The organism is Halomonas sp., from assembly GCF_052095695.1.
In the GTDB taxonomy this organism is placed as follows: domain Bacteria; phylum Pseudomonadota; class Gammaproteobacteria; order Pseudomonadales; family Halomonadaceae; genus Vreelandella.
This window is the reverse complement of record NZ_JBQDLQ010000034.1, coordinates 14,516-37,665: the sequence shown is the minus strand read 5'-3', so window position 1 is coordinate 37,665 and position 23,150 is coordinate 14,516. Positions and strand designations below refer to the sequence as shown.

The following is a 23,150-nucleotide window of genomic DNA, read 5'->3' as shown; positions in this document are numbered from 1 at the left end:
TGTGTTTGCTTCCGATGTTTAAATAATAGCACCCGGATTTATTCGCCGCAGCCCCATAAACCAAAAAAATATAACTTTTTTATTTAGCCTTTAGTTGAGCTCAATTATTTATTTTTATTTTCAATGGTTTTAGCGATATACCTATACAAAGAAATATTCCCCATGCTCTATAACACCGTGTTAAGAATGTCATAGGGTAAATGAAGCTCTATTTATAATGCTGGGTTTCTATTAAGTATTTGAAAAATCAATATCTTTATTTAGTGTTTATATCTACTTTTCTAGATCTAGAAACACCAATCTAATAGAAGTGTTTGTTTATGAGCATTGAGCTGAGTAGGCCACCTTTGAGCAGGGTGGGGCTTTTACTTGTTTGAAAGCCCCTGCAAGTCATTCCAGATTTCACCCTATGGACTTACCCATACCTACCAACAGAAAGCTACACACAAGCCAAAACAGAAGCACCGTTAATTCCATAATCCGACATTCAATAGCCAAGTGAGCGATAGCGAGCATAAAATATTAGTTATATAGAATATGTTTTATATTCCATTTAGTTATTGAGTGCGGTGTTGTCTCAACCCGCCTAGCAGGGGTATATTGTGGTGGTGTCTATGTTACCCCATTTCATTTTAGACGAAGGCGCAACGTTAGCCGGTATCTTGGCCTACTGCCAAGAAGCAAAGGCCGCCAGCGTTACGACGGCTGTACTGGTCGATAAACAGCACAGCCGTAAAGCGGTGCCTGGCTTAAAGGCCGACTACTGCAGCCTGGAAGTGGCCGACCGCTATGTGTTTGGTTTTGGAATGGACTATAAAGGCTACTGGCGCAACGCTCCGGGGATTTTTGCACCCAAAGGCATGTGACGATTCGCCATTCAACATTAGCGGGGCGAAAAGCGCCTCGCTAGTCCAGTTTCGGCAATCATGCGTGTCGAAATCTCTTCAACTGAGAAGCGTGTCGCATCAATAAAAGGGATGTGCATTGTGCGATATAGCGACTCCGCTTGATCTACCTCCTGCAAACATTGATCGATTGAACTATAGCGGCTGTTAGGGCGCCTTTCATTGCGAATGGCGGCCAAACGACGCGGGTCAATGGTCAGCCCAAACAGTTTTTGTCGATGGGGCGCAAGCGCCTTGGGAAGTTTTAGCATGCCGTCTTCATCCAGATCATCCTCGGTCAGCGGATAGTTAGCGGCCCGAATGCCAAACTGTAGCGCTAAGTAGAGCGAGGTCGGTGTTTTACCACAGCGTGAAACCCCCACCAGAATGATGTCCGCTTTGTCGTATTGATGGGTACGTGCGCCATCGTCGTTGTCCAGTGCGAAGTGCACGGAGTGAATGCGATCCATATACACATCGTCGCTGCCAATCGAGTGCGTTCGGCCAACGCTATACGATGAGTGGGTGTCCAGCTCTTGTTCTAAAGGCTCTAAAAAAGTCGAAAAAATATCTACTTTAAAGCCGGACGCTTGACGAATAACGTTACGAATTTGTTGATCAACAATGGTGTCAATGATGATAGGTTGCTGGCCGTCACGGCTGGCCGTTGCTTCAATAATCTCTGCCAGCGCCTGTGCTTTTTCTAGCGTATCGATATAGGGCTTTGTCAGCATGTTGATGTCAACATCGCTGAACTGGGCTAGCAGGCTGCGCCCTAAACTTTCCGCCGTGATGCCGGTGCCATCAGAAATAAAAAAAGCCGTGCGCTTCATAATAAAATCCGCCTGTGAGTGATTCATCTATTGTGGGCTGAGTGGTTTAACATCATAACGTGCGCAGTGGTTCCGTCTAAAATGATCCTGTCTATAATGGCCCGGTAAAAAAGACCTGCCAAAAATAGCGCTGACTACAGAATTGGCCTAAAAAGGCTTGCTGTTGTAAAAATCCTCCACTGCCTTCGCTATTAGACCAATGGCGAATGCGTGAGTGCGGTGCTAGTGTGTCTCAGCCAATAATTCATGGTCCGTGGTTTTCGTGACTGTATCAGTGGTCATGTCGACGTCTGAGAGTGAGGAGGTTACGTGGAAGAATACATTCTGTGGTTTGACCAGTTGGGTATGACGGACGTCGAGCGCGTAGGTGGTAAAAATGCCTCGCTAGGTGAAATGATTTCTAATTTGTCAGGCGCTGGCGTTACCGTTCCCGGTGGCTTTGCCACTACTGCTCACGCATATCGTGAATTTCTCTCTCACGAAGGGCTGAATGAGCGTATTAATGCAACTCTTGCTCGCTTAGACGTAGACGATATTAAGGCCCTCTCTGAAGCGGGTAGCAATATCCGTCAGTGGATCATTGATACACCGCTGCCCCCAACGTTTGAAGCAGCGCTGCGTGATGCTTACGTTCAACTGCAGGCGCAATACCCACAGTTAAAAGTAGCCGTGCGCAGCTCGGCGACAGCCGAAGATTTACCGGATGCCTCCTTCGCCGGTCAGCAGGAAACGTTCCTGAATATTGATGGCTTCGACAATATTAAGCGCGCCGTGCATGAAGTCTTTGCCTCTTTATTCAATGATCGCGCGATTTCCTATCGAGTGCATCGCGGCTACGCTCATGAGAACGTTGCGCTGTCTGCCGGTGTGCAGAAAATGGTGCGTTCTGAAACCGGCGCAGCTGGCGTCATGTTTACCCTCGACACCGAGTCTGGCTTTCGTGATGCCGTGTTTGTAACGGCATCCTGGGGCTTGGGAGAAACGGTTGTGCAGGGTGCGGTTAACCCGGATGAGTTCTATGTGCATAAAGCGACGTTAGCAGCAGGTCGCCCCGCAGTTCTGCGCCGCAATTTGGGCTCAAAGCTGATTAAGATGGTTTACGGCAAAGAAGCCAGTGCCGGCAAGTCAGTAGAAACTATCGACGTCCCGAACAAAGATCGTGGCCGTTTTTGTCTAAATGATCAGCAGGTAATGGATTTAGCGCGCCAAGCGATGACGATTGAGCAGCACTACCATCGCCCAATGGATATTGAGTGGGCCCTGGATGGTGATGACGGGAAACTTTATATCGTTCAAGCTCGCCCTGAAACGGTGGTCTCCCAGCAGGAGGGCGGCAAGCTAGAACGCTTTCAGCTGCGCGAGAAAGGCCGCACGCTGATTACCGGACGGGCGATTGGACAGCGCATTGGACGCGGTGCCGTTAAAGTCATTTTAAGCCCAGATGATATGGACAAGATTAATGATGGCGACGTATTAGTCACGGATATGACGGACCCAGACTGGGAGCCGATCATGAAGCGTGCGTCGGCTATCGTCACCAATCGTGGCGGACGTACCTGCCACGCCGCTATTATTGCCCGTGAGCTAGGTATTCCTGCGGTGGTTGGCTGTGGCGATGCCACGACTCAGTTGCGAGAGGGTATTGATGTCACCGTATCGTGCTCCGAAGGCGACACGGGTAATGTCTATGCTGGGCTGCTGGATTTTGACTGCAAAATTTCCAGCGTCGATGCCATGCCGGAAATTCCTTTTAAAATTATGATGAACGTCGGTAATCCGGATCGTGCCTTTGGGTTTGCAAGTTTGCCTCACGCGGGGGTTGGCTTAGCACGTTTGGAGTTCATTATTAATCGTATGATCGGTGTCCATCCTAAGGCGCTACTTGAGTACGACACGCTACCCGTGGATTTGCAGCAGGTGATCGATCTGCGTACGGCAGGCTATGCTGACCCTGTCAGTTTTTACGTCGACAAGCTGGTCGAAGGGATTTCAACGCTCGCCGCTGCGTTTTACCCTCAGCGCGTGATTGTCAGGCTGTCCGACTTTAAATCCAATGAATATGAGAATCTGATCGGCGGAAAGCTGTATGAGCCTGGCGAAGAAAATCCGATGTTGGGTTTTCGTGGCGCCTCACGCTACATTTCAGAGGCCTTCCGCCCCTGCTTTGAGCTTGAGTGCCGTGCACTGAAGCGGGTGCGTGAAGAGATGGGCTTTGAAAATATCGAAATTATGGTGCCCTTTGTACGTACCACCGATGAGGCGCGTAACGTCGTTGAACTGCTGGCGGCTAATGGCTTGGAGCGCAGCGGGCCTTCCGATCTGAAGGTCATCATGATGTGTGAGTTGCCGGCAAATGCGCTGCTCGCTGATGAGTTTCTTGAGTATTTTGATGGCTTCTCGATTGGCTCCAATGACCTCACTCAGCTAACGCTGGGGCTAGATCGTGATTCAGGTATCGTGGCTCACCTTTTTGATGAGCGAAATGAAGCAGTTAAAAAACTGCTCGCCATGGCGATTCAGGCATGTAAAGCCAAGGGCAAGTACGTGGGGATTTGCGGCCAAGGACCTTCTGATCATCCTGATTTAGCGAAATGGCTGATGGAGCAAGGCATTGACTCGGTATCGCTCAATCCTGATGCAGTCCTGGAGACATGGTTTATGCTGGCAGGTCAAAAAATAGATTAATTTTGCAAGTGGTTGTCTTTATGTTGCGCCCGGCCAGTGTGCCGGGCGTTAATGTTTTATAAACTACTCTGAATCGGGTAGCTTTTGCCGTTCACTGGTAGTCTCTTTCAAAAGATCGCTATCATCAGTGGTTTTTTAAAAGCAGCTTTTTAAGATACTGCCATCGACAGTTTGTCATTCCAAAAACCGCGGGAGAGCGTTGTGATGTCCCCAAAACAGATGAAATTTGCATTGCCAAGTTTGCTGGTGGTGCCGATATATAGCTGGGGTTTTAGCTATGAAGCACCTTCAATTTCGCCTGAAGTCGAGTCGGGCTATGAAGAAAAACCGGGTTGGTCCGCTGACTCATTTGCAGTCGCTGCAGCGAACCCGTTGGCGACTGACGCGGGCTACCAGGTTTTAAAAGCCGGTGGTAACGCGATAGATGCCGCCATCGCAGTACAGATGGTATTAAATTTGGTTGAGCCTCAATCCAGCGGGATTGGCGGCGGTGCTTTTTTGATGTATTACGATGGCGCAGACATCCGTGCCTACGACGGCCGTGAGACTGCACCACAAGGCGTAACCGGTGAGCTATTTATGGAAGACGGCGAGCCCTTAGCGTTTATGGACGCGGTGGCCAGCGGGCTTTCAGTGGGCGTGCCGGGTGCGCTGCGAATGCTTGAAAAAGCGCATGCTGAGCACGGTGAGCTGGCTTGGGAAGAGCTATTTAAGCCCGCCATTGCGCTGGCAGAGGAAGGGTTCGCTGTTAGCAATCGTCTGCATACTACCCTTGCTAGCGATGAATACCTGCGCCAAGACGCTCTAGCCAGCCAGTTTTATTATGATGAAGAAGGCGAGCCCATCGCCGTGGGTGAAACGCTTAAAAACCCAGCTATGGCAGAAATTTTCCGACGCGTAGCAGCCCAAGGCAGCGATGCTTTAAATGAGGGCGCGGTGGCAGAGAATATCGTAGCGCTAGTTCAAAATCACCCTGAGCGTCCCGGCAGCTTAACCCTTGATGACATGAGTGGCTATGAAGCCGTCGACCGGGAGCCGCTGTGTACGCCTTGGCAACAGTGGGAAGTGTGCGGTTTTCCACCGCCGTCGTCCGGCCATCTAACCGTCATGCAGACGCTAGGTATGCTAGATCAGCAGCCGTTGCTTGAAGCGCCGTTAAATAATGGTGCTTCTAGCAGCGGATGGTTGCATCAGTTCTTAGAGGCCTCGCGTTTAGCCTTTGCGGATCGCGGTCGTTATATTGCCGACCCCGACTTCGTAGATGCGCCCGGTGGCGACTGGTCGTCTATGCTGGCGCCGGAATATCTTCAGCAACGCAGCGCGCTGATTGGCGAGATGAGCATGGGCGACAGCGCCGAGCCAGGTAATCCTGGTGAGCTGGCGATAACCTGGGCTTCTCAGCCAGACCAGCCCGAATATGGCACTAGCCATATTAGTATCATTGATGAAGATGGCAATGCCGTCGCGATGACCTCCACCATTGAACAAGCGTTTGGCTCACGAATTTTATCAGATGGTGGCACAGGCTTAGCCGGTGGTTTCTTCCTCAACAATGAGCTGACCGATTTCTCATTTGAGCCTGAGGTGGATGGGGAGCCGGTGGCCAACCGAGTCGAGCCGGGCAAGCGGCCACGCTCTAGCATGAGCCCAACGCTAGTGTTTGACCAAGAAAGTGGCGAGCTGGTAGCAAGCTTAGGCTCGCCGGGCGGTGCAGCGATTATTCACTACACGGCACGTACGTTGGTTGCGCTGCGTGACTGGGGGCTCAATGCGCAAGAGGCACTGAATCTTCCACATGCGATTACCTTAGGCGGCGATGTGTTTGTTGAGGAGGGGCGTTTTTCTGACGCCACGATAGATGCGCTGCGCGAGCGCGGCCACACCGTGAGCGAGCTTGAGTTGACCAGCGGGCTGCAGGCCATTATGCGCCGTAAAGACGGCACGCTATTTGGTGGCGCTGACCCGCGGCGTGAAGGCGTCGTGATGGGTGACTAGCGATTTATTGGCGTAGCCAGTTACGCAATTTCACCAGCATGAGCGCACCGTCGCTTAACTCGCGGCGGTCGTGTATAAGTGCCGTTAAACGATCTGGGTAGTCGGTGATAATAGCATCGACACCCAGGTCAATTAACGTCGACATTCGGGCGCTGCTGTTAACTGTCCAGGCGTGTATCTCGTAACCATATAGCCTTGCTAAACGCACTTCCCCTTCAGTGATACGGTTGTGTCTTAACCCGAGCGCATCAAATTCGCGCCTATCTAGCGTTCCAGGAAGAATTAGCTGTGCCAGCAGCGTGACGCGCAGGGCTGGCGCTCGTTCATGAATATGCGTAAGTAGGGATGGCGACATGGTGGCGACGCGCGTAGCTAAAAGCACATTGGGAAAGCCGCACGCAGTGTATCCATCGAAGGCGCTTTGTTGGGTTGCCCAGCAGCGGTAGCGTAGATCGCTCTCGACATTTAGGGTATCTATCACGGCATCGGCTAATGCCTGCTCTTGCCCAGGTGACGGCTTCATATCGATCATTAAGCCAGCCTTACCGCGCACAAGACTGAGTGCTTCATCTAAACCGGGTATGGTCTCGTTTTGAAAAGCATCGCCAAACCAGCTGCCAATATCATATTGGCTAAGCTGCTCTCGGGTTAAATCATCAAACTCACGGTTATCACCGGTTAACCTTACCAAGCTTCTGTCATGGTAAAGCATAACCTGTTGATCTGTGCTCAAACGGACGTCAATTTCGACATAGTCGGCGCCATCGACTAGCGCCTGATCGACGGCTGCCAGGGTATTTTCAGGCGCCACCATAGAGCTGCCGCGATGAGCAATGACGGTAACATTGTCACGTATCTCAAAGCTATTGAGTATCCACCAGGCCTGCAGGCCCGCAAAAACTAACACGCTAAGCTCAACTGCCCAGGCAAGCTTGCCTGTGTGGGCATCTGTCGCTGGAGACGCGGGACGAGGCTCATGATGAGCAAGCTGCATATAGAGGCATGCAGAAAGCAGCGCATTGGTCGCAATGCCGACAAAGGTAATGGTGAGAGTGAGCAGTACATAGCCAATTAAATACGCCAACATGGCGGGAATAAGCACTGCGCTGTGCTCGGGAAGCCACCACAGCATTGGCGTGAAAAGACGGTCGAAAAGTAAGGTAGCCAGGAAAGGTAGGCTAATAATAATTACTAGTAGGAGAAGTACGGCGGCACCAATAGAGCGTCGCCAGCCCTGAGTGAGACTAACGCTGCGCTTTAAGGCCAACCAAGGTGGGCAATTTTCCAGCGCCACTAATGGAAGGGCCAGCAGCCAGCGTAGATAGAGCCACGACGCTGCCCATGTCCAAACGGCGATCAGCGGCAGGGCGCAGGCAATGAAATACCATAGCGCGGGTGGACGCACACGCTGTAAATAGTAGGGGTCTATGCCGCTTAGCCAAACGCTATAGAGCCAAGCGAGGGCTGCCATAAAGGGCGCTAGAAGAAGTAGATGCGTACCGACCTGAAGAAAGACCAAACCCGCTAGGGCGGGCAGTCGGCGAGTGCTCAGCCAGAGTGCCTCAAGCGCGAGACGATAATGGTTATCTCGCGGCCTGACGGCTACTTGCAACATGCCAGCTTGCTGCCAGTAAATAATGAGAAACGTGAACCCAAGCCCAACCAGCATGCCGATAAGCCCCAGTGGGCTAAACAACAGGGCGATCAGTTCGTCGTTGGTCACTACGGTGCGATTTAGCTGGGCAAGCAGGCCACGTATCACCCAAGTAATGGCGGGCAGCAGCAGGGCCGAAGCGAGCAGAGTGAAAAATAAATGATAGGCGATCAATGGACGCAGATGATCGCGCAATGTGCGTAGTAAGGCAGAGCCAAGGTGGGTCAACGGCTGCATTGTCATTAAATGTTTAGAATGAATTACCAGAGTGGCAGCAACTGCCACGCCTGGCAAGAGGATCGTAGAAGAGCAACGTGGTTAAGCAAGCATTGGTCCGTGATGGCAAAAGTCGCTTAAGATAGCGGCAGCTCGCGCGCAGCAACGATGATGCCATTATTATCTGCATACAGCCACTGGCCGGGTTTAAGCGTGACGCCAGCAAACGCCACCGGCTCATCGCGTTGGCCTTCACCGTGTTTATTGCTTCTACGCGGATGGCTGCCTAGTGCTTGAACGCCGAGCGGAAGGTTGGCAAGAATATCAACATCGCGTACGCAGCCGTACATCACCACGCCCGCCCAGCCGTTTGCTACCGCTTGCTCTGCTAGCATATCGCCCAGCATGGCGCAGCGATATGATCCACCTGCGTCTACTACTAATACCGCACCGTTGCCGGGTTCAGTAACAGCTTGCTTAACCAGTGAGTTGTCTTCAAAACATTTGATGGTGCGGATAGGGCCATAAAAAGCGTCGAGACCACCAAAATTGGCAAACATGGGGTCAAGCACCGCAACGTCAGGATGTGCGTCGCATAGGTCCGGTGTCACTATTTGAATGGAATGGGGCATCATACGCTCCTTATGCAAATGAAAAAAACGCCCCGCTCTGTTACACAGTGGCGGGGCGTTCGGTCATCGACTCAGCCAGTGTGATAAGTCACAGGGACTGTGATGGTGCGAGCATCGGCGATGGGGCGGTCAGGCTTCTTGCGCGACCGGAATCACGTTTGAGGCGATTTTCTGATACTCCTCAATTTCGTGAAAATTCATGTAACGATAAATCTCGCCAGCCATGGCGTCAAATTCACCCATATAACGTTGGTACTCTTCAACGCTGGGTAGGCGTCCTTCTACTGCGGCAACGGCAGCCAGCTCCGCAGAGGCGAGGTACACGTTAGCACCATCGCCAAGTCGGTTCGGGAAGTTACGTGTAGACGTGGACACCACGGTGCTCTTGGCAGCAACGCGGGCCTGGTTACCCATACACAGTGAACAGCCCGGCATTTCCATCCGCGCGCCGGCGCGGCCGTAGATACCGTAGTAGCCTTCTTCGGTCAGCTGATGCTGATCCATTTTAGTCGGTGGTGCCAGCCAAAGGCGAGTTTTTAAACTACCTGCAGGCTGCTTTTCAAGCAGTTTTCCGGCCGCACGGAAGTGGCCGATGTTGGTCATGCATGAACCGATAAAGACCTCATCGATTTTCTGGCCCGCTACGTCAGATAGCAGGCGCGCATCGTCTGGATCATTCGGCGCACATAGAACCGGTTCTTTAATTTCAGCCAGATCAATTTCGATAATTTCAGCGTACTCGGCGTTTTTGTCAGCACGCATCAGGCTTGGGTTGGCAAGCCATGCTTCCATGCCTTCAATACGGCGACTAATCGTGCGCTCATCGCCATAGCCATTGCCCATCATCCACTTCAGCAGCGTAATGTTGGACTTCAAATATTGCGTGACGCTCTCATCCGAAAGCGTAATCGAACAGCCGGCAGCTGAGCGCTCGGCAGACGCATCGGAAAGCTCAAACGCTTGCTCAACGGTCAAGTCTTCAAGGCCTTCTATTTCTAGCACGCGGCCAGAGAAAGCGTTGATCTTATTCGACTTGTCGACGGTCAACAAGCCTTGTTTGATGGCGTAAAGCGGGATGGCGTGAACCAAATCGCGAAGCGTAACGCCCGGCTGGCGCTGGCCTTTAAAGCGAACCAGTACCGATTCCGGCATATCCAGCGGCATAACGCCCGTCGCTGCGGCAAAAGCGACCAAGCCTGAGCCTGCAGGGAAGGAAATGCCGAGAGGGAAGCGCGTATGTGAATCGCCACCGGTGCCGACAGTGTCAGGCAGCAGCATGCGGTTAAGCCAGCTGTGAATGATGCCATCGCCAGGGCGCAGCGATACACCGCCACGGTTCATAATGAAGTCGGGCAGAGTGTGGTGCGTGTCTACATCGACCGGCTTGGGGTAAGCGGCGGTGTGGCAGAAAGACTGCATGACCAGATCGGCCTGGAAGCCAAGACAGGCAAGGTCTTTCAGCTCATCCCGAGTCATCGGGCCAGTCGTATCCTGTGAGCCAACGGTGGTCATCTTAGGCTCGCAATACATGCCTGGACGAACGCCTTCAAGCCCACACGCTTTACCCACCATTTTCTGCGCTAAAGTAAAGCCTTTGCCAGTATCTTTAGGCTGGTCGGGTAGGCGGAAAACCTCTGATATTGGCAGCCCCAGTGACTCACGGGCTTTGCCTGTCAAACCACGGCCAATGATCAGCGGAATACGACCACCTGCGCGTACTTCGTCAAGAATCAGCTGCGTTTTAAGCTCAAACGTGGTGATAACGTCGTCGGTGCCGTGCTTGCACACTTTCCCCTGGTAGGGATAAATGTCGATAACATCGTTCATGTGCAGGTTGGCAACGTCCATCTCAACCGGCAGTGCTCCGGAATCTTCCATCGTATTGAAGAAGATGGGCGCTATTTTATTGCCAAAGCAGAAGCCACCAGCACGCTTGTTCGGTGCGTAAGGAATATCGTCGCCGAAGAACCATAAGACGGAGTTCGTGGCGGACTTACGTGAAGAACCGGTGCCTACAACGTCGCCTACGTATACGACAGGAAAGCCCTGTGCTTTAACGTATTCAATCTGCTTCAGCGGGCCAGTTGTGCCTGGCACGATTGGCTCAATGCCATCACGCTCGTTTTTGAGCATCGCATTGGCGTGTAGCGGAATGTCGGGGCGTGACCAGGCATCTGGAGCCGGTGACAGATCATCCGTGTTCGTCTCACCCGGTACTTTAAACACGCTGAGGGTGATTTTTTCTGCTATTGCAGGTTTAGACAGGAACCATTCAGCCTCTGCCCAGGATTCAATAACGTCTTTTGCCACGCTGTTGCCATTTTTGGCCCGCGCTTCAACATCGTGAAAGGCGTCGAACATAAGCAGCGTGTGCTTAAGCTGCTCGCCAGCTTCACGGGCTAGCTCTTCATTATCGAGCAGCTCAACCATAGAAACGATGTTGTAGCCGCCCTGCATGGTGCCGAGTAATTTGACGGCATGCACTTTATCGATCAGCGGAGACGTTGCTTCACCTTTAGCGATAGCGGTTAAAAAGCCCGCTTTGACATAGGCGGCTTCATCAACGCCTGGCGGTACCCGATTGGTGATCAGCTCGAGGATGAATTCCTCTTCGCCAGCCGGCGGTGTTTTTAGTAGCTCAACTAGTGAAGCGACTTGTTCAGCGTTTAGGGGCTTGGGCGGGACGCCCTCAGCGGCACGTTCCTCGACATGCTGGCGGTAAGCTTCAATCACGTTGGGGCCCTCTCATTTGCTTTTTTCATTTTCATGGTAACGGTCTGCACGTTGCACGGTGTTAGCTGCACAGCGTTCAAGAGTGTGGCCGATACCATGTGGTACACGCTTGACAAACAGCGCCTGGTTGGATGACTGAGATTCTACGACAAACTGTCGACAATGTTAAGCTGGCAAGCAGAACAGACACTTGTACTTTGTGCTGATGTTGCGACGGCAACCCGCTAAAAACATGTTTAATTAATATTTTTAGTCTTAAATGGGGCACTTTGTTGCATTTTTTGGTGACAGCCTAGGCGTTTGGCGGGTGTGATTGTGGTTACAGCGCGTTACCATGGGTTGAGCTGCTAAAGGCTATTGATACGCTAATAAAGGCATGGAGGGTATTTAAGCTCTCTACTGTATTAGTCATGCAAGTAAGCGTGCTAAGTAAATCTCTGAGCACTAAGCGCCAAGCGCTTATGTGCTATACCATAATGATACGTGGGGTCGGTGGTTGTGTTATGTCGATACAGTTAAGTGCTTTGCAGGCCGCCTCTCATGGGCTTAGAGCCGATGATCTTCTGCCTGAAAGCCTCAGTCAGTTCCTAGCCTGCGCTACGCCTGTCGAGTGGCTGCAATGGGCGATCGAACATCCTGAGACGCTCTTGATTGACCATGCGCAGTGTGAAAAGAAAGCCGCATCGACGGCAATGAGCCTGCTCTATCGCTACGTCGATCAACCGCTGCTGCTGAGCAAAATGTCGCAGTTAGCGCGAGAAGAGCTGCTGCATTTTGAGCAAGTGATTTCGCTGATGGAGTCGAGAGGAGTGGCGTATCAGCATTTAACGGCTTCCCGCTATGCTGAGGGGCTTCGGCGGTGTTTGCGCAGCAATGACCCTGAGCGTTTGATTGATATATTAATTATCGGTGCATTGATTGAAGCACGTAGCTGCGAGCGCTTTGCTTGCTTAATCCCCTATTTAGATGAAGAGCTCGCCAGGTTTTATCGCACGCTGGTGAAGTCTGAAGGTCGTCATTTTGAAGATTATCTAATGTTGGCTCGCCAACAAACATCGAATGCAATCGATGATCGAATCGCTTTTTTTGTGGCGCGTGAAGCGGAGCTGATTACTTCGCCCGATACGGCTTTTCGTTTTCATAGCGGTGTGCCCGCTTAAGCCGCTACTAGCCTAGGCAGGATGTCTATCATGCGCGATGCTCGTGAGACTGATCAATTAACTCTTTTCGGCCATTTTTCGCTCACTCAAGGCGAGGATGCGTTAACCCATTTCAGCTACGACAAAGTCAAAGCTTTGCTCGTTTATCTGCTGTTGCATCGCCAGCCGGTTAATCGGGCGGCGCTAGCAGAGCTTTTGTGGCCTGACCAAGGGCTGTCCTCCGGTAGAACCAATTTGCGTCATGCGCTGCATTGTTTGCGTCAGTCTCTTGGTGAGAGCGCTGATCAGGTGCTATGCGTGTCTCGTCAAACGATTGCCTTTCAACTGCCGGCAAGCTGGCAGGTGGATTTGCATACCCTGCAGCAGTTGCTTGAGGGGCCGCGAGATTTAGACACCCTCGAGGCACTGATGTGTTGCTATCAAGGCGATTTGATTGAAGAGCTGCAGTTGTCCAGCTGTAGTGAGTTTCAGCGCTGGTTGGTGCAGGTACGTAATGAATGGCGCCAGCGCGTGGTTCGCTTTGCTGAGCAAGTGCTGGAGGCCCACGCTGATTTGCCGGGCGCTATTTTAGAAGCGCTGGTGAGCCGGTTTTCCGGCTACGGCCCGTTTCACGAACGTTTGGTTCGCCAGTTGGCTGAGCAGAACAAAATGGCCGCTGCTCATGAGCACTACAATAGCTATTTACAGCTATTAGCGCTGTCAGGGCAGCAGCCAGAACCCAGCTTTGTGCAGTTGGCTAGCTTTTGGTCTGACGGCTATCACGACTCGCGCTTGATGAGTCCTCAGGGTGCTTTTTCTCGTGCACTGGCGCTTGACAGTAAACCACTGCGTGAAGATGAAATAGAGCTTCGCCAGCTTTCGGTCATGGCTATTCGGCTGCGCTTAAAAGGGGATTGGCAAGACCGTGCGGCGATGCGGAACTGCCTCGCTCTACAGCTAGAGCTATTGCGCTGGCTGGAGCAGCAGTGTCATCACTTAGGCGGTTTCTGGCTGCCTGGCGCGACCGGTGGTTTAGGGTTAGCCTGCTTTGGCACCCACGGGCCTGCACACCAGTTGGCTGAATTAGTCGCGCTTTATGAGCATTGCCGTCAGGCGCTGCCGTTAGAAATCGTTCGTCACTGGGCGGGCGAAGGCAGCGTACCGCAATTTGAGCTGGCTGCTGGTTTGCACAGCGGGCGAGTGGTGTATCTACCCGAGCGCCAATTGGCTGACCCGCTGGGCCAAGTCACGCAAACGTCGCTGGAGCTGATGAGTGCGGCTGAAGGCAGTGAACTGGTTATTTCTCATGAAGCGAGCCAGCACATGCCGCCAGCACTCGACCTTCAGCCACGATTAGTCTCTCGTTTGATGGCCAGTGATGGCCGTGTGCGATTACGCGCACTGGTGCTGGGGCAAAATGAAGGTGGCCGCGATGCGCTGCCGCCCAGCTTAGTCGGTCGCGAAACCGCACTGCGCACCCTGCGCGATGCGCTAGCCCGGGCCGGTATTGGCCTGCGTCAAAGCGTGCTGGTACGCGGGCCCTCCGGGATGGGTAAATCTGCGCTCATGGTGGGCTTTCGGCAACTGGAGCTTAGCCGCGATGCGGCTATCTGCTGGCAGCCCACGACGCGTATGTCAGCGCTTGATGCCTATGGCGTCGCCCGTACGCTGGTTAGCTGGTATCTAAAGCAGCCGTTAAGTGTAGAGATCATCCAGGCGCTACAAATAACGCTAGAATTAGAGCCTCTCGATGCTGATCGTCAGCATTTGTTGGAACAGGCGCTGGGCGTACATAAAGTGCAAGAGATTACTCAACTGGCGCAAAGCGGTGAAGCCGTAGAGCTAGTTGTCATGCTGCTGCATCGCTTAATTGAGCGCCAGGCAGAAACGCGCACGCTGGTGCTGATGATCGATGATCTGCAGTGGCTAGATGAACCTTCTTTTAAAGTGCTCTCCGGGCTACAGGCACGTCTGCCTATTAATACCGCTTTTATGCTGGTTGCTAGTCACCATGGGCGTGATGCTCTACCGGTGAAGCTGCATTGGGATCAGAAAATTAGCTTGGGCAATCTTGATGCGCTGCAATCATCGCGGCTGCTGTCACAGCTTTCACGCCGCTACCGAATCCACCTCAGCCCGCGACTGCGCAATCAAATTATAGAGCGCTGCGATGGCGTGCCGCTTTATATGCAAGAGATTTGCCGTCGCCTAGATATGGATCGTCGAGAAGGGCGCAGCGTCCATTTTGATGAGCTTCCCAAAGGGTTGTTGGGACTGCTGGCTAGCCGGATTGATCAGCTAGAAGGTGATCGCGAAATTGCCCATGTCTCTGCCGTGCTTGGCAAGCGCTTCAGGCTGGACTTTCTACTTGAATGCAGCGGTTGGGATCAAGCGCGCCTTGGTCAGGCGCTTGAACATATGCGGCTGCTAGAAATTGTCGAACCGGTCGAGAATGACGGCGGTGTGCACGAGTACCAGTATAGCCATCAACTGCTTCAGGAGGCGGCCTATCTCTCTTGTCCGCGTGATGTGCGTGTCAAGCTACACCAACAGGTGGTCACCTTAATTGAGGAGCGCTTTCCGGTGTGGATTAGCCGTCATCCCGGCGATTTTGCAACGCACCTCCGTCGTAGCGGTCACTATGCGCGTGGCGCACGCTATTTTGAATTGGCATCTCGGGAAGCGCTTAAAGTGAGTGCTAACCGCACTGCGCTGCGTATGGCCGATGCTGGCTTGGCCAGTTTACGCCACGTAGATCACGAAATAGAGCGTGAAGTGAGCCTACTGACCGTACGTGGCCAAGCGGCGTTTTCATTAGAAGGTCACGGTTCGCCTATTGCCCATGAGAGCTTTGTACGCGCCCGTGAGCTGCTGCGCGAATCAGGCATTGATAGCTTGGAAGATCCAGAAGACTTAGAGCAGGTATTCTTAGTTAAGTGGGGGCTGTGGGTAGGGCGAAGCCAACGATATGCTCATGCGGACGCGTTTGCATTGGCTTCAACGCTTACTGATATTGCCGCACGCCTTGAAGACCCACGTTATCGCCGTTTGGCAGACTATGCACGCGCTAACTGTGAGTATTGGGCAGGGCGTATTCAGCAGGCACACGATCATTTAGATGAAATTGACCCCCTCAATGCGCAGATGATGATTGAGTGGCTGCCTTTCTCAGATCATCCGCAGGTATCAGCCGCCTGCTTTCAAGGCTGGGCACTTTGTTTGCGCGGCGATTATCAACGTGCCGAGCGCCAAGTATCTGCCGCCATTCGCCTGGCTGAAAAGATTGCTCATCCGGGGACGTTGGCAATGGCTCTGCTCGTCGCTGCGGCTCTGTACCGCCAAATAGGCCATGTGCATTTAGCTGCGCGTCACGCCGAGCGCGCTGCCGCCATGACGGCTACCCCAGACCTGCAGCTGTGGCAAATTTCCGCACAGAGCATTCTTGGCTGGCAGCGAGCGCTGGTGGGAGACGCAGCAGGTTTAGTGCATATTCGCGACAGCTTGGACCAAATGGCTGAGCTTAATGGGCGCGACTGCTATCAGCGGCCGGCATTCTGGTATTCTGACGCCTGTATTGAGCTAGGTGAATTAAGCGCTGCAGACGATTATCTTGAGCAGTGCTTGGTGATTGCCCGTGAGCGTACAACACTCTTTTTACCTGAGCTTGCCACCCAGTTGGCGAAAGTTCGCGGCTTACTTGGCTACCCGGCTGATGAGGTGAAGGCGCTTGCACAAATGGCTATTAATCAGTCTCGAGAGCACGGCAATCGTCATCAGGAACTAGCGGCCTTAGAGCTATGGCTGACGCACATTGAACCTAATGATCAGCAGGCTAAAGACAGCTTTAGACGGTTATTGAGCGAGGTCAGCCACAGCGATGCGCCAGTGCTGACGCGCTGGGTCAGCTTATTGGACCGCCGCACGGCTATTCCGGTGGATGCAGAAAGTTAGCGGCGAACTTCGCCGCTTTAACAGGTACTTTGTTCTAACCAGGTCAGTGTGGCGAGTGCCTCATCGCGGTGCTCGCCACAGACGCTGGGGTCAAAGTTAAAGCGTGCGCAAACGCTGGGGCGGCTAGGATTGCCAAATAGGCGACACAGGTTATGCTCATCCAACTGCACGCATCTTACGCCCGCCGGTTTGCCAGCCGGCATGCCGGGAATATAAGAGCTAATTGAAGGCGCGATGCAGCAGGCACCGCACCCCGCACGGCATCCTTCGCTCATGGCGTAACGCTGGGTGTAGACATAGCAATAGCGCCTTTGTTAATACCTTCAAATGCCTGGACTCGCGTCGCTTGTCCGCTTTGCGTGGCAATTTGTTTCGCTAGCCAAGCCGCTATATTTTCCACTGTGGTAGGGCCAGGCAATGTTACGCACTGCTGTTGAGGCAGCGTAATGACAAAATCGCCTTGAGCGGCCTGATAACGGCACGTAAGGCGCTCGTTATCCTGGGCGGCGATATCAGCCTCTTCGAGTAAATAGCGGTTATTCAACCACTCCGACCATTGCTGTTCAAGCTGTGGCTGACGTTCATTTTGCTGCCAGATATACAGCCTAGAACGATGCCCGTGAGCAATGCGTTGACAGTTACCGATATGGCGTTTGAGGCCGTGGCTATAGCCATACGAGGCACCATCATTGGCCTCTTCGCTTAGCGTCAGCATAACGCTATGAACATTAGGAGGCCGTCGTTCGGTAAGTATCTGGCTTAAGTGCTCGGCTATGCGGGGGACGGTGATGGCAGGCCAGGGCAGCAGGGTAAATGCTTCCTTAGGGCCGCGGACTTCCATCGTATAAGGCGCGGTAGTATTAACGCAGATGCCTTCCGCGCAGTCCGTAACGCTTACACCGGGTGTAAGCGTCGGTACTAGCAGAGTGTGGTCTAACCCGCTGTCCAGCGTGCGCTTAATCCACGGTTTTACTTCACCGAAATCAAACAGCATGCCGTCTTCGCCGAGCTCGCCATCGAGTATAGCGTCTACTTGCCAGCTGCAGCCCACCAAACCTTGCGTGGGGCACCAAAGAGAGACGTCGATATGCGTCAGTTGTTGAACGAATAAGGACATTAATCAAAACCTGCTAATTTGTGTATTTGCAGCGATAGGCGCCACTGGGGGTTGGCCATGCAATAGGCCGTCGCTTGGGCAACGGTAGGCGCGGTTTTATTCAGCGGCGCAAGGTCCATGGGCTGTAGGTAGAAGTGAGTAAAGTTAAAGCCGCTAAACTGCTCGGGAGGTGCATCCGTCTGAGGGAAAACCAGCTTTAACTCATCCCCTTGCGTAACGGCTAGCGGATTGTTGCCTTTCGGGCTAACGCATAGCCAGTCGATACCAGCCGGTGGCGCTAGGGTGCCGTTGGTTTCTACCGCCACTTCAAAGCGGTGGCTGTGCAGGGCTTCTATGAGCGCCTCGTCAAGCTGTAACAACGGCTCTCCACCGGTAAATACCACGTAGGGAGTCGCCTTATTATTTGGCTCGGGCCACAGCGCTACAATGTGTTCCGCGAGGGCATTTGCGTCTGCAAACTTTCCGCCATTTAGGCCGTTAGTACCGATAAAATCGGTATCGCAGAACGTGCATCTTGCCGTTGCGCGATCGGCCTCTCGGCCTGACCAAAGATTGCATCCGCTAAAGCGACAAAATACGCTCGCTCTGCCCGCCTGAGCGCCTTCTCCCTGGAGAGTGTAAAAGGCTTCTTTGACGTGATACATCAGCGCTGACCTGCTGCGACATCTGCGCTGTAGGGTAGTGGGTCCGTCACGCCATTAGCGGCAAAGGCCGTGAGTCGTTCAGTGCAGCTGCCGCAAACGCCACAGGCCCGTTCTCTACCTTCATAGCATGTCCAGGTATGGCGATAATCTAAGCCCATGGCCAGACCGTCGCGCAGAATATCTGCCTTGCTGGAAGAAAGGTAAGGAGCGTGCAGCTGTACAGGTTCGAAATTGGCAATGCCCGCTACGTGGTTCATAGCGTCAACAAACTCAGGGCGGCAGTCGGGGTAAAGAATATGATCGCCACCATGGGCGCCATAGTCGACTCGCCCAGCGCCAATATTAACCGCCTTGGCAATCGCCAACGAGATCAAAATCATATTCCGATTGGGCACGACGGTGGAGCGAAGGTTGTTTTCGGCGTAGTCGCCCTGAGGCATGGTCTGGTCTGGATTGGTGAGAGCTGAATTATCGATCAAACCATGAATGGCGCGAATATCGACAACTTGATGAGGTAGCCCAAGCGCGTTACAAACTTGTCGGGCCGTATCTAGCTCGCGAGCATGGCGCTGACCATAGTCGAAAGACAGCGCATGGACATTGAGCCCTTCACGCAGCGCGCGATGAAGCACGGTGTAAGAATCCATTCCGCCGGAATAGATAACAACGGTCGTGGTGCTGTCAGCAGCCACTGGGGGTGTAGATGACATAAGCAATGCTCTTTGTCGGAGAATTTATTAATCGCGGGCCGTGATTAGCGGCTGCGGCGTTCCGGGGTCCGGTCCGGAAGGGCAGCATTTTACGCAATCGCCGTTAAACTGACCAGTTTTAGCGCATCATTATGCGAAATGCAGGGTTGGCGGGCAGCATTAATACCAACATGCTACGCTAATCGTCCACGCTGTTAGAGGGCAACCAATGGCTACTATTGAGCACAGTGAAATCGTTAATGCATCACCCGAGCGTGTGTTTGAACTGCTGCGCCGAGTAGAAGACTTTGCTGATTATTCAGATTTAATTCGCTCTATAGATACGCTGGGTGAGAACCGCTATCGATGGCACGTTCGCGCCGTAGGCATGGACTGGACATTTGATGTGCAGGTCACTGACATTCACCCCCCGCACGTTCTCGCTTGGGAGTCGTTGGACGGCGTTAAGAACCAGGGCCGCTATCAGCTTAAAAGTGTGCCCGAAGGTACTGAAGTAGCGCTGACGCTGAGCTATGAAATTCGCAATCGGTTAATGGAAAAAGCCGTGAATAAAGCCGCTAAGCCGCTGGTCGGAAAAGTAAGCCGGCAGATTCTTGAGCGCGTAGAGGCAAGGCTGAATGAATAAAGCGCCGCGACATCCGTGGCGATGGGCGCTTGGCTTTGCATGCTGTGCCATGCTGGCGTATGTGTGGTTATGGTATTCGCCTGATCTGATGGTGATTAAACAGTGGGCATCACAAACATCGCATCACCCAGCGGTGATCGTTTCAGTGATGCTGATTATGGCAGCAACCTTAGCTATAGGGTTGCCCGGCAGCATCGGCCTATGGCTGATTGCACCCTTTTACCCGCCGTTAATGGCCACTATGATGTTGACGCTAAGTAGCGTTGTGGGTGCATTGGGCGCTTATAAAATAGCGGCGCGGGCAGGCAAGCGTTGGAACCCCGGCGGGCTGACGTTAAAAGTCATGCAGACGCTAGAGCAACGCAGTGATGTGATGACTCAGACGGCGCTGAGAATATTGCCAGGCTTTCCACACTCGGTGATTAATTTTGCAGCCGGGTTGCGAGGCATTTCGCTAAAAACGTTTCTGCTGGCGGCGGCGCTAGGCTTATCGGTGAAATGGAGTGTTTACAGTAGCGCCATTTACGGCGCGTTAGAGGCTATTGAAGAAGAAAATGCGCTGCAGTTTGATGTCGTGCTGCCGCTCATCGCCTTAGCATTAATGCTGCTAATAGGGGCTTGGTTCAGGCGTCGAATCGAAGCAGCGCAAGTGAATCGTTAGAGAATACGTCAGTGGGATTTGTGCATAGAGGCGTCCAAGTGGTCGACCACCTCAGCCCAGTCTGCATCCTCTGCGACCGCTTCTTGCAGAAACTCGGCTTGCCCTTCATTCCAGCAGGGCGCTTCGGCAAGGGCCATCGTGTCAGGCAGTGGCGCATTACGCTGAATAAAACGTTCGATGGAATCGGCATCAGATGCAAGGCCTAGCTGCTCGAAGAGCTCGCTGAAATGGTGAACCGGCTTTTCCATGATCTATTGCTCCTGCAAAGGGGGCGTTACTCTACACCATAGCGTGAATCTCACCTTAAGCCAGTGCAAATTAAACCAGTGTGCAAACGATCAATGCGCTATCGCTCACCGACGAGGGGCGTCAAAAAGCGCTGGCGTTGATCGTCTAGAGATAGTGGCTGCGCTAGCAAATGCGCAAGCTTAGTGAATCCGGCTTCGGGCGTCATATCATCCCCTGAAAGGATGCCTGCATCGCTAAGCCCATGTCCGGCCGCGTAAGTACCCAGTTGGATATTGCCTTGTGGGCACTGGCTAATAGCGGCTAATAGCTTGCCTTCACCGCTGGCTTTGGCAAGCACATTCAGCAAGCTCGGGTCGTCAGGCAGATTGCCAGCGCCCCATAGCTCCAGAAGCGCGCCCTTAACTCGCGAATCGCTTAGCCATGCGCCCAACTGCCAGGCTGAAATACCTGGCCAAAGCGCAATGCGTACGATTTCTCCACGGTTGACTAAATGGTAGTCAGGTAATTCAAAACGAGGCGCGCCGCGCTGCTGAAGGCCGAGCCCGCGGCTAGGGTAATGAACGAAATCGTCGCCTACGCGCTCGCCAATTAATGGATAGTTTGGGCTCGTAAATGCAGTCAGTGCTTGGCTGTGGTGCTTAATGGCGCGGACGCCGCGCAAAAGCTGTCCTGCAAAGTAAATAGCCACTTCTTGTAATGCGGGCTTGGCGGCGAACTGCAGCGCGCCGTGTAAATTGTCCAGTGCGTCACTGCCGGGTGCTTCTAGCGGCAGCATAGAGCCGGTGAGAACCACGGGTCTATCTAAACCTAGGAGCTGATAAGCAAGGCTAGCAGCCGTCCAGCTCAACGTGTCAGTGCCGTGAATAATCACAAAACCCGAGTAGGCTATCAGCCGATCATTGATATCGCGGGCTAGCTGTTGCCAGGTAAGTGGCGTTGCCGCGCTTGAGTCAATCAAGGTGGCGTAGCTGATGACTTCATAGGACGGTAGGGCTTGGCGCTTTGCCAGTGGTAGTTGGGCCAAAGCTGAGTCCATGCGGACGCTGAAATCGCCGCTGGGTGCAAGCCCGTGCGCCTCTTGACGCATGCCTATGGTTCCGCCGGTGTAGATAACTAAAATGCGTTCTTGACGGGGGATGTTGTCTGCGAGACGGGAGTAGGTGGCCATAGCCATCTCCTGAGGCATTGTAGGAAATCGACGATCAGCCGGTGCGACCAGCGCCCTGTATTAGCAGTTCGCCGGTTTGATCGTCTAAGCGATGGTTGCGGCCTGCCAGCAGGGCAAAAGCGCAGCAAACGCCGATGAGTCCAATCAACAGCCAGGCGATGGTCGATGTGTTGGCACCGGCTTGAAGCAATACTCCCACGCCAAAAGGGCCTAAGGCTGCTAAGGTGTAACCGCCGCCCTGGACGAGGCCCGAAAGCTGCCCGGCTAGACGTGAGTTGGCGGTTCTTAACACTAATAGGCTTAGTGCAAGGCTAAAGCTGCCGCCTTGCCCAATGCCTAATATTGCCGCGCCAGGCCATTTCCACATTAACGGTGCAACCAGTAACATCCATAGGCCTACACCCGTGCACAGCAGGACCAGCAGCAGCGCAGGGCGTTGGTCGCGGCCCATTCGTGCAATCCACGGTGCGCCCAAAGCAGAGGCAAGCTGACACATAATGGAAACGGCCATTGTCCAGCCGGCATCGGCTTCGTTATAGCCGCGATCAACTAGCAGCGTCGGCAGCCAGCCAAAAACAATGTAGGCCATGGAGGACTGTAATCCCATAAACAGCATAACGTGCCAAGTGAGCGGCTGTTTAAGCAGGCGTAATGTGCCACTTTTTGAGCGAGTGGTGGGGGAGACTGTCAGCGCAGAGCGGGGCATTTGAAAATGCCACAAAGCGAGCGCAAAGAGTGCCAGTAGCGACCAGCTCATTAAACTTACCTGCCAACAGCCAAGCAACTGCGTTAGCGGTACGCTAAGCCCGGCCCCTAATGCTCCCCCTAGGCACAGCGCCATGGTGTATAAGCCGGTGAGCAGGTCTGCGCTATCGGGAAGTTCCCGCTTAACCAACGCAGGAAGTAGCGTGCCGCCAATGCCGATTGCGCTCCCAGCCATTGCTGAGCCGATAAAAAGTGCACCGGGAACGGGTAAGCCACGCAAAATCAGTCCTGCAGCAAGTAATAGTAGCGCGGCACTTAGCGTACGTTCGCTGCCAATGCGTTTAGCTAGCAAAGGGGCAAGCGGGGCGGAAAGGCCTAGGCATAGCACTGGAAGCGTTGTCAGCAACCCCGCGGCAGTAGCAGAAAGCCCTGCACTTTCTTGCAGGCGAGTTAATAACGGGGCAACCGATGACATGGCGGGGCGTAAATTCAGCCCCACCGCTACCATCAGTAAAATAAACGTAATCGAACGACGATTAGCCATGGACG

At 53.2% G+C, this 23,150-nt stretch carries 17 protein-coding genes and 1 pseudogene; 7 read left to right on the top strand and 11 right to left on the bottom strand.

Going from position 1 to position 23,150, the window contains the following annotated elements:
- Positions 1–629: 629 nt before the first annotated feature.
- Positions 630–866 (top strand): annotated as a pseudogene (locus ACTH5D_RS08905) (hypoxanthine-guanine phosphoribosyltransferase); the annotation flags it as partial.
- Positions 867–883: 17 nt separating this feature from the next.
- Here ACTH5D_RS08905 and ppsR read toward each other — a convergent pair.
- On the bottom strand, positions 884–1,717 hold the full coding sequence (gene ppsR, locus ACTH5D_RS08900) for a posphoenolpyruvate synthetase regulatory kinase/phosphorylase PpsR (RefSeq protein ID WP_441670339.1): 834 nt from the start codon (positions 1,715–1,717) through the stop codon (positions 884–886).
- Between the two features lie 309 nt (positions 1,718–2,026).
- Between ppsR and ppsA the strand changes: the two genes are divergently transcribed.
- Entirely contained in the window at positions 2,027–4,402 is a 2,376-nt protein-coding gene (gene ppsA / locus ACTH5D_RS08895) for a phosphoenolpyruvate synthase (protein WP_441670337.1), read from the top strand.
- A 204-nt stretch (positions 4,403–4,606) separates the two neighbouring features.
- Positions 4,607–6,397 carry a gamma-glutamyltransferase gene (gene ggt, locus ACTH5D_RS08890; protein WP_441670335.1) on the top strand — a complete coding sequence of 597 codons (1,791 nt, stop codon included), beginning with the start codon at positions 4,607–4,609 and terminating at the stop codon, positions 6,395–6,397.
- Positions 6,398–6,401: 4 nt separating this feature from the next.
- Here the strand turns inward: ggt and ACTH5D_RS08885 are convergent, their stop codons facing one another.
- The 3 genes from ACTH5D_RS08885 to acnB all read right to left on the bottom strand — a co-directional run bounded on the left by ACTH5D_RS08885 (position 6,402) and on the right by acnB (position 11,632).
- Complete coding sequence (locus tag ACTH5D_RS08885; protein ID WP_441670333.1) at positions 6,402–8,288, bottom strand: glycerophosphodiester phosphodiesterase family protein; 1,887 nt, start codon at positions 8,286–8,288, stop codon at positions 6,402–6,404.
- Between the two features lie 116 nt (positions 8,289–8,404).
- A complete protein-coding gene (gene rraA, locus ACTH5D_RS08880; protein ID WP_441670331.1) occupies positions 8,405–8,902 on the bottom strand; it encodes a ribonuclease E activity regulator RraA in 498 nt (165 codons plus the stop codon).
- A 126-nt stretch (positions 8,903–9,028) separates the two neighbouring features.
- Positions 9,029–11,632 (bottom strand): bifunctional aconitate hydratase 2/2-methylisocitrate dehydratase, encoded by a 2,604-nt coding sequence (acnB, locus tag ACTH5D_RS08875; RefSeq protein ID WP_441670329.1) that lies wholly within the window; start codon positions 11,630–11,632, stop codon positions 9,029–9,031.
- A gap of 503 nt (positions 11,633–12,135) precedes the next feature.
- On the opposite strand from acnB, the gene ACTH5D_RS08870 reads away from it, so the two are divergent.
- Positions 12,136–12,792, top strand: coding sequence for a tRNA-(ms[2]io[6]A)-hydroxylase (locus ACTH5D_RS08870; RefSeq protein WP_441670327.1), 657 nt, complete (start codon positions 12,136–12,138; stop codon positions 12,790–12,792).
- Between the two features lie 30 nt (positions 12,793–12,822).
- Entirely contained in the window at positions 12,823–16,722 is a 3,900-nt protein-coding gene (locus tag ACTH5D_RS08865) for an AAA family ATPase (RefSeq protein ID WP_441670325.1), read from the top strand.
- Between the two features lie 17 nt (positions 16,723–16,739).
- On the opposite strand, the gene ACTH5D_RS08860 is transcribed toward ACTH5D_RS08865, so the two are convergent.
- From ACTH5D_RS08860 to queC, 4 genes are read right to left on the bottom strand one after another with little or no spacing between them, the layout of a single operon-like run.
- Positions 16,740–16,997: a YkgJ family cysteine cluster protein gene (locus tag ACTH5D_RS08860; protein WP_441670323.1), complete on the bottom strand. Its 258-nt coding sequence runs from the start codon at positions 16,995–16,997 to the stop codon at positions 16,740–16,742.
- Positions 16,994–17,839, bottom strand: coding sequence for a 6-pyruvoyl trahydropterin synthase family protein (locus ACTH5D_RS08855; RefSeq protein ID WP_441670321.1), 846 nt, complete (start codon positions 17,837–17,839; stop codon positions 16,994–16,996). Before ACTH5D_RS08855 ends, ACTH5D_RS08860 begins: the two co-directional genes overlap by 4 nt.
- Positions 17,839–18,483 (bottom strand): 7-carboxy-7-deazaguanine synthase, encoded by a 645-nt coding sequence (gene queE / locus ACTH5D_RS08850; RefSeq protein ID WP_441670319.1) that lies wholly within the window; start codon positions 18,481–18,483, stop codon positions 17,839–17,841. The genes ACTH5D_RS08855 and queE overlap by 1 nt, the downstream gene beginning before the upstream one ends.
- Positions 18,483–19,193, bottom strand: coding sequence for a 7-cyano-7-deazaguanine synthase QueC (gene queC, locus ACTH5D_RS08845; RefSeq protein WP_441670317.1), 711 nt, complete (start codon positions 19,191–19,193; stop codon positions 18,483–18,485). Before queC ends, queE begins: the two co-directional genes overlap by 1 nt.
- Positions 19,194–19,401: 208 nt before the next feature.
- On the opposite strand from queC, the gene ACTH5D_RS08840 reads away from it, so the two are divergent.
- Positions 19,402–19,818 carry an SRPBCC family protein gene (locus tag ACTH5D_RS08840; protein ID WP_441670315.1) on the top strand — a complete coding sequence of 139 codons (417 nt, stop codon included), beginning with the start codon at positions 19,402–19,404 and terminating at the stop codon, positions 19,816–19,818.
- A complete protein-coding gene (locus ACTH5D_RS08835) occupies positions 19,811–20,479 on the top strand; it encodes a TVP38/TMEM64 family protein (RefSeq protein WP_441670313.1) in 669 nt (222 codons plus the stop codon). The genes ACTH5D_RS08840 and ACTH5D_RS08835 overlap by 8 nt, the downstream gene beginning before the upstream one ends.
- A gap of 8 nt (positions 20,480–20,487) precedes the next feature.
- Here the strand turns inward: ACTH5D_RS08835 and ACTH5D_RS08830 are convergent, their stop codons facing one another.
- The 3 genes from ACTH5D_RS08830 to ACTH5D_RS08820 all read right to left on the bottom strand — a co-directional run bounded on the left by ACTH5D_RS08830 (position 20,488) and on the right by ACTH5D_RS08820 (position 23,145).
- Positions 20,488–20,727 (bottom strand): DUF2789 domain-containing protein, encoded by a 240-nt coding sequence (locus tag ACTH5D_RS08830; protein WP_441670311.1) that lies wholly within the window; start codon positions 20,725–20,727, stop codon positions 20,488–20,490.
- A gap of 98 nt (positions 20,728–20,825) precedes the next feature.
- Positions 20,826–21,902, bottom strand: a complete 1,077-nt coding sequence (locus ACTH5D_RS08825; protein WP_441670309.1) for an asparaginase — start codon at positions 21,900–21,902, stop codon at positions 20,826–20,828.
- Positions 21,903–21,930: 28 nt separating this feature from the next.
- Positions 21,931–23,145 (bottom strand): MFS transporter, encoded by a 1,215-nt coding sequence (locus tag ACTH5D_RS08820; protein ID WP_441670307.1) that lies wholly within the window; start codon positions 23,143–23,145, stop codon positions 21,931–21,933.
- Between the last annotated feature and the right edge of the window lie 5 nt (positions 23,146–23,150).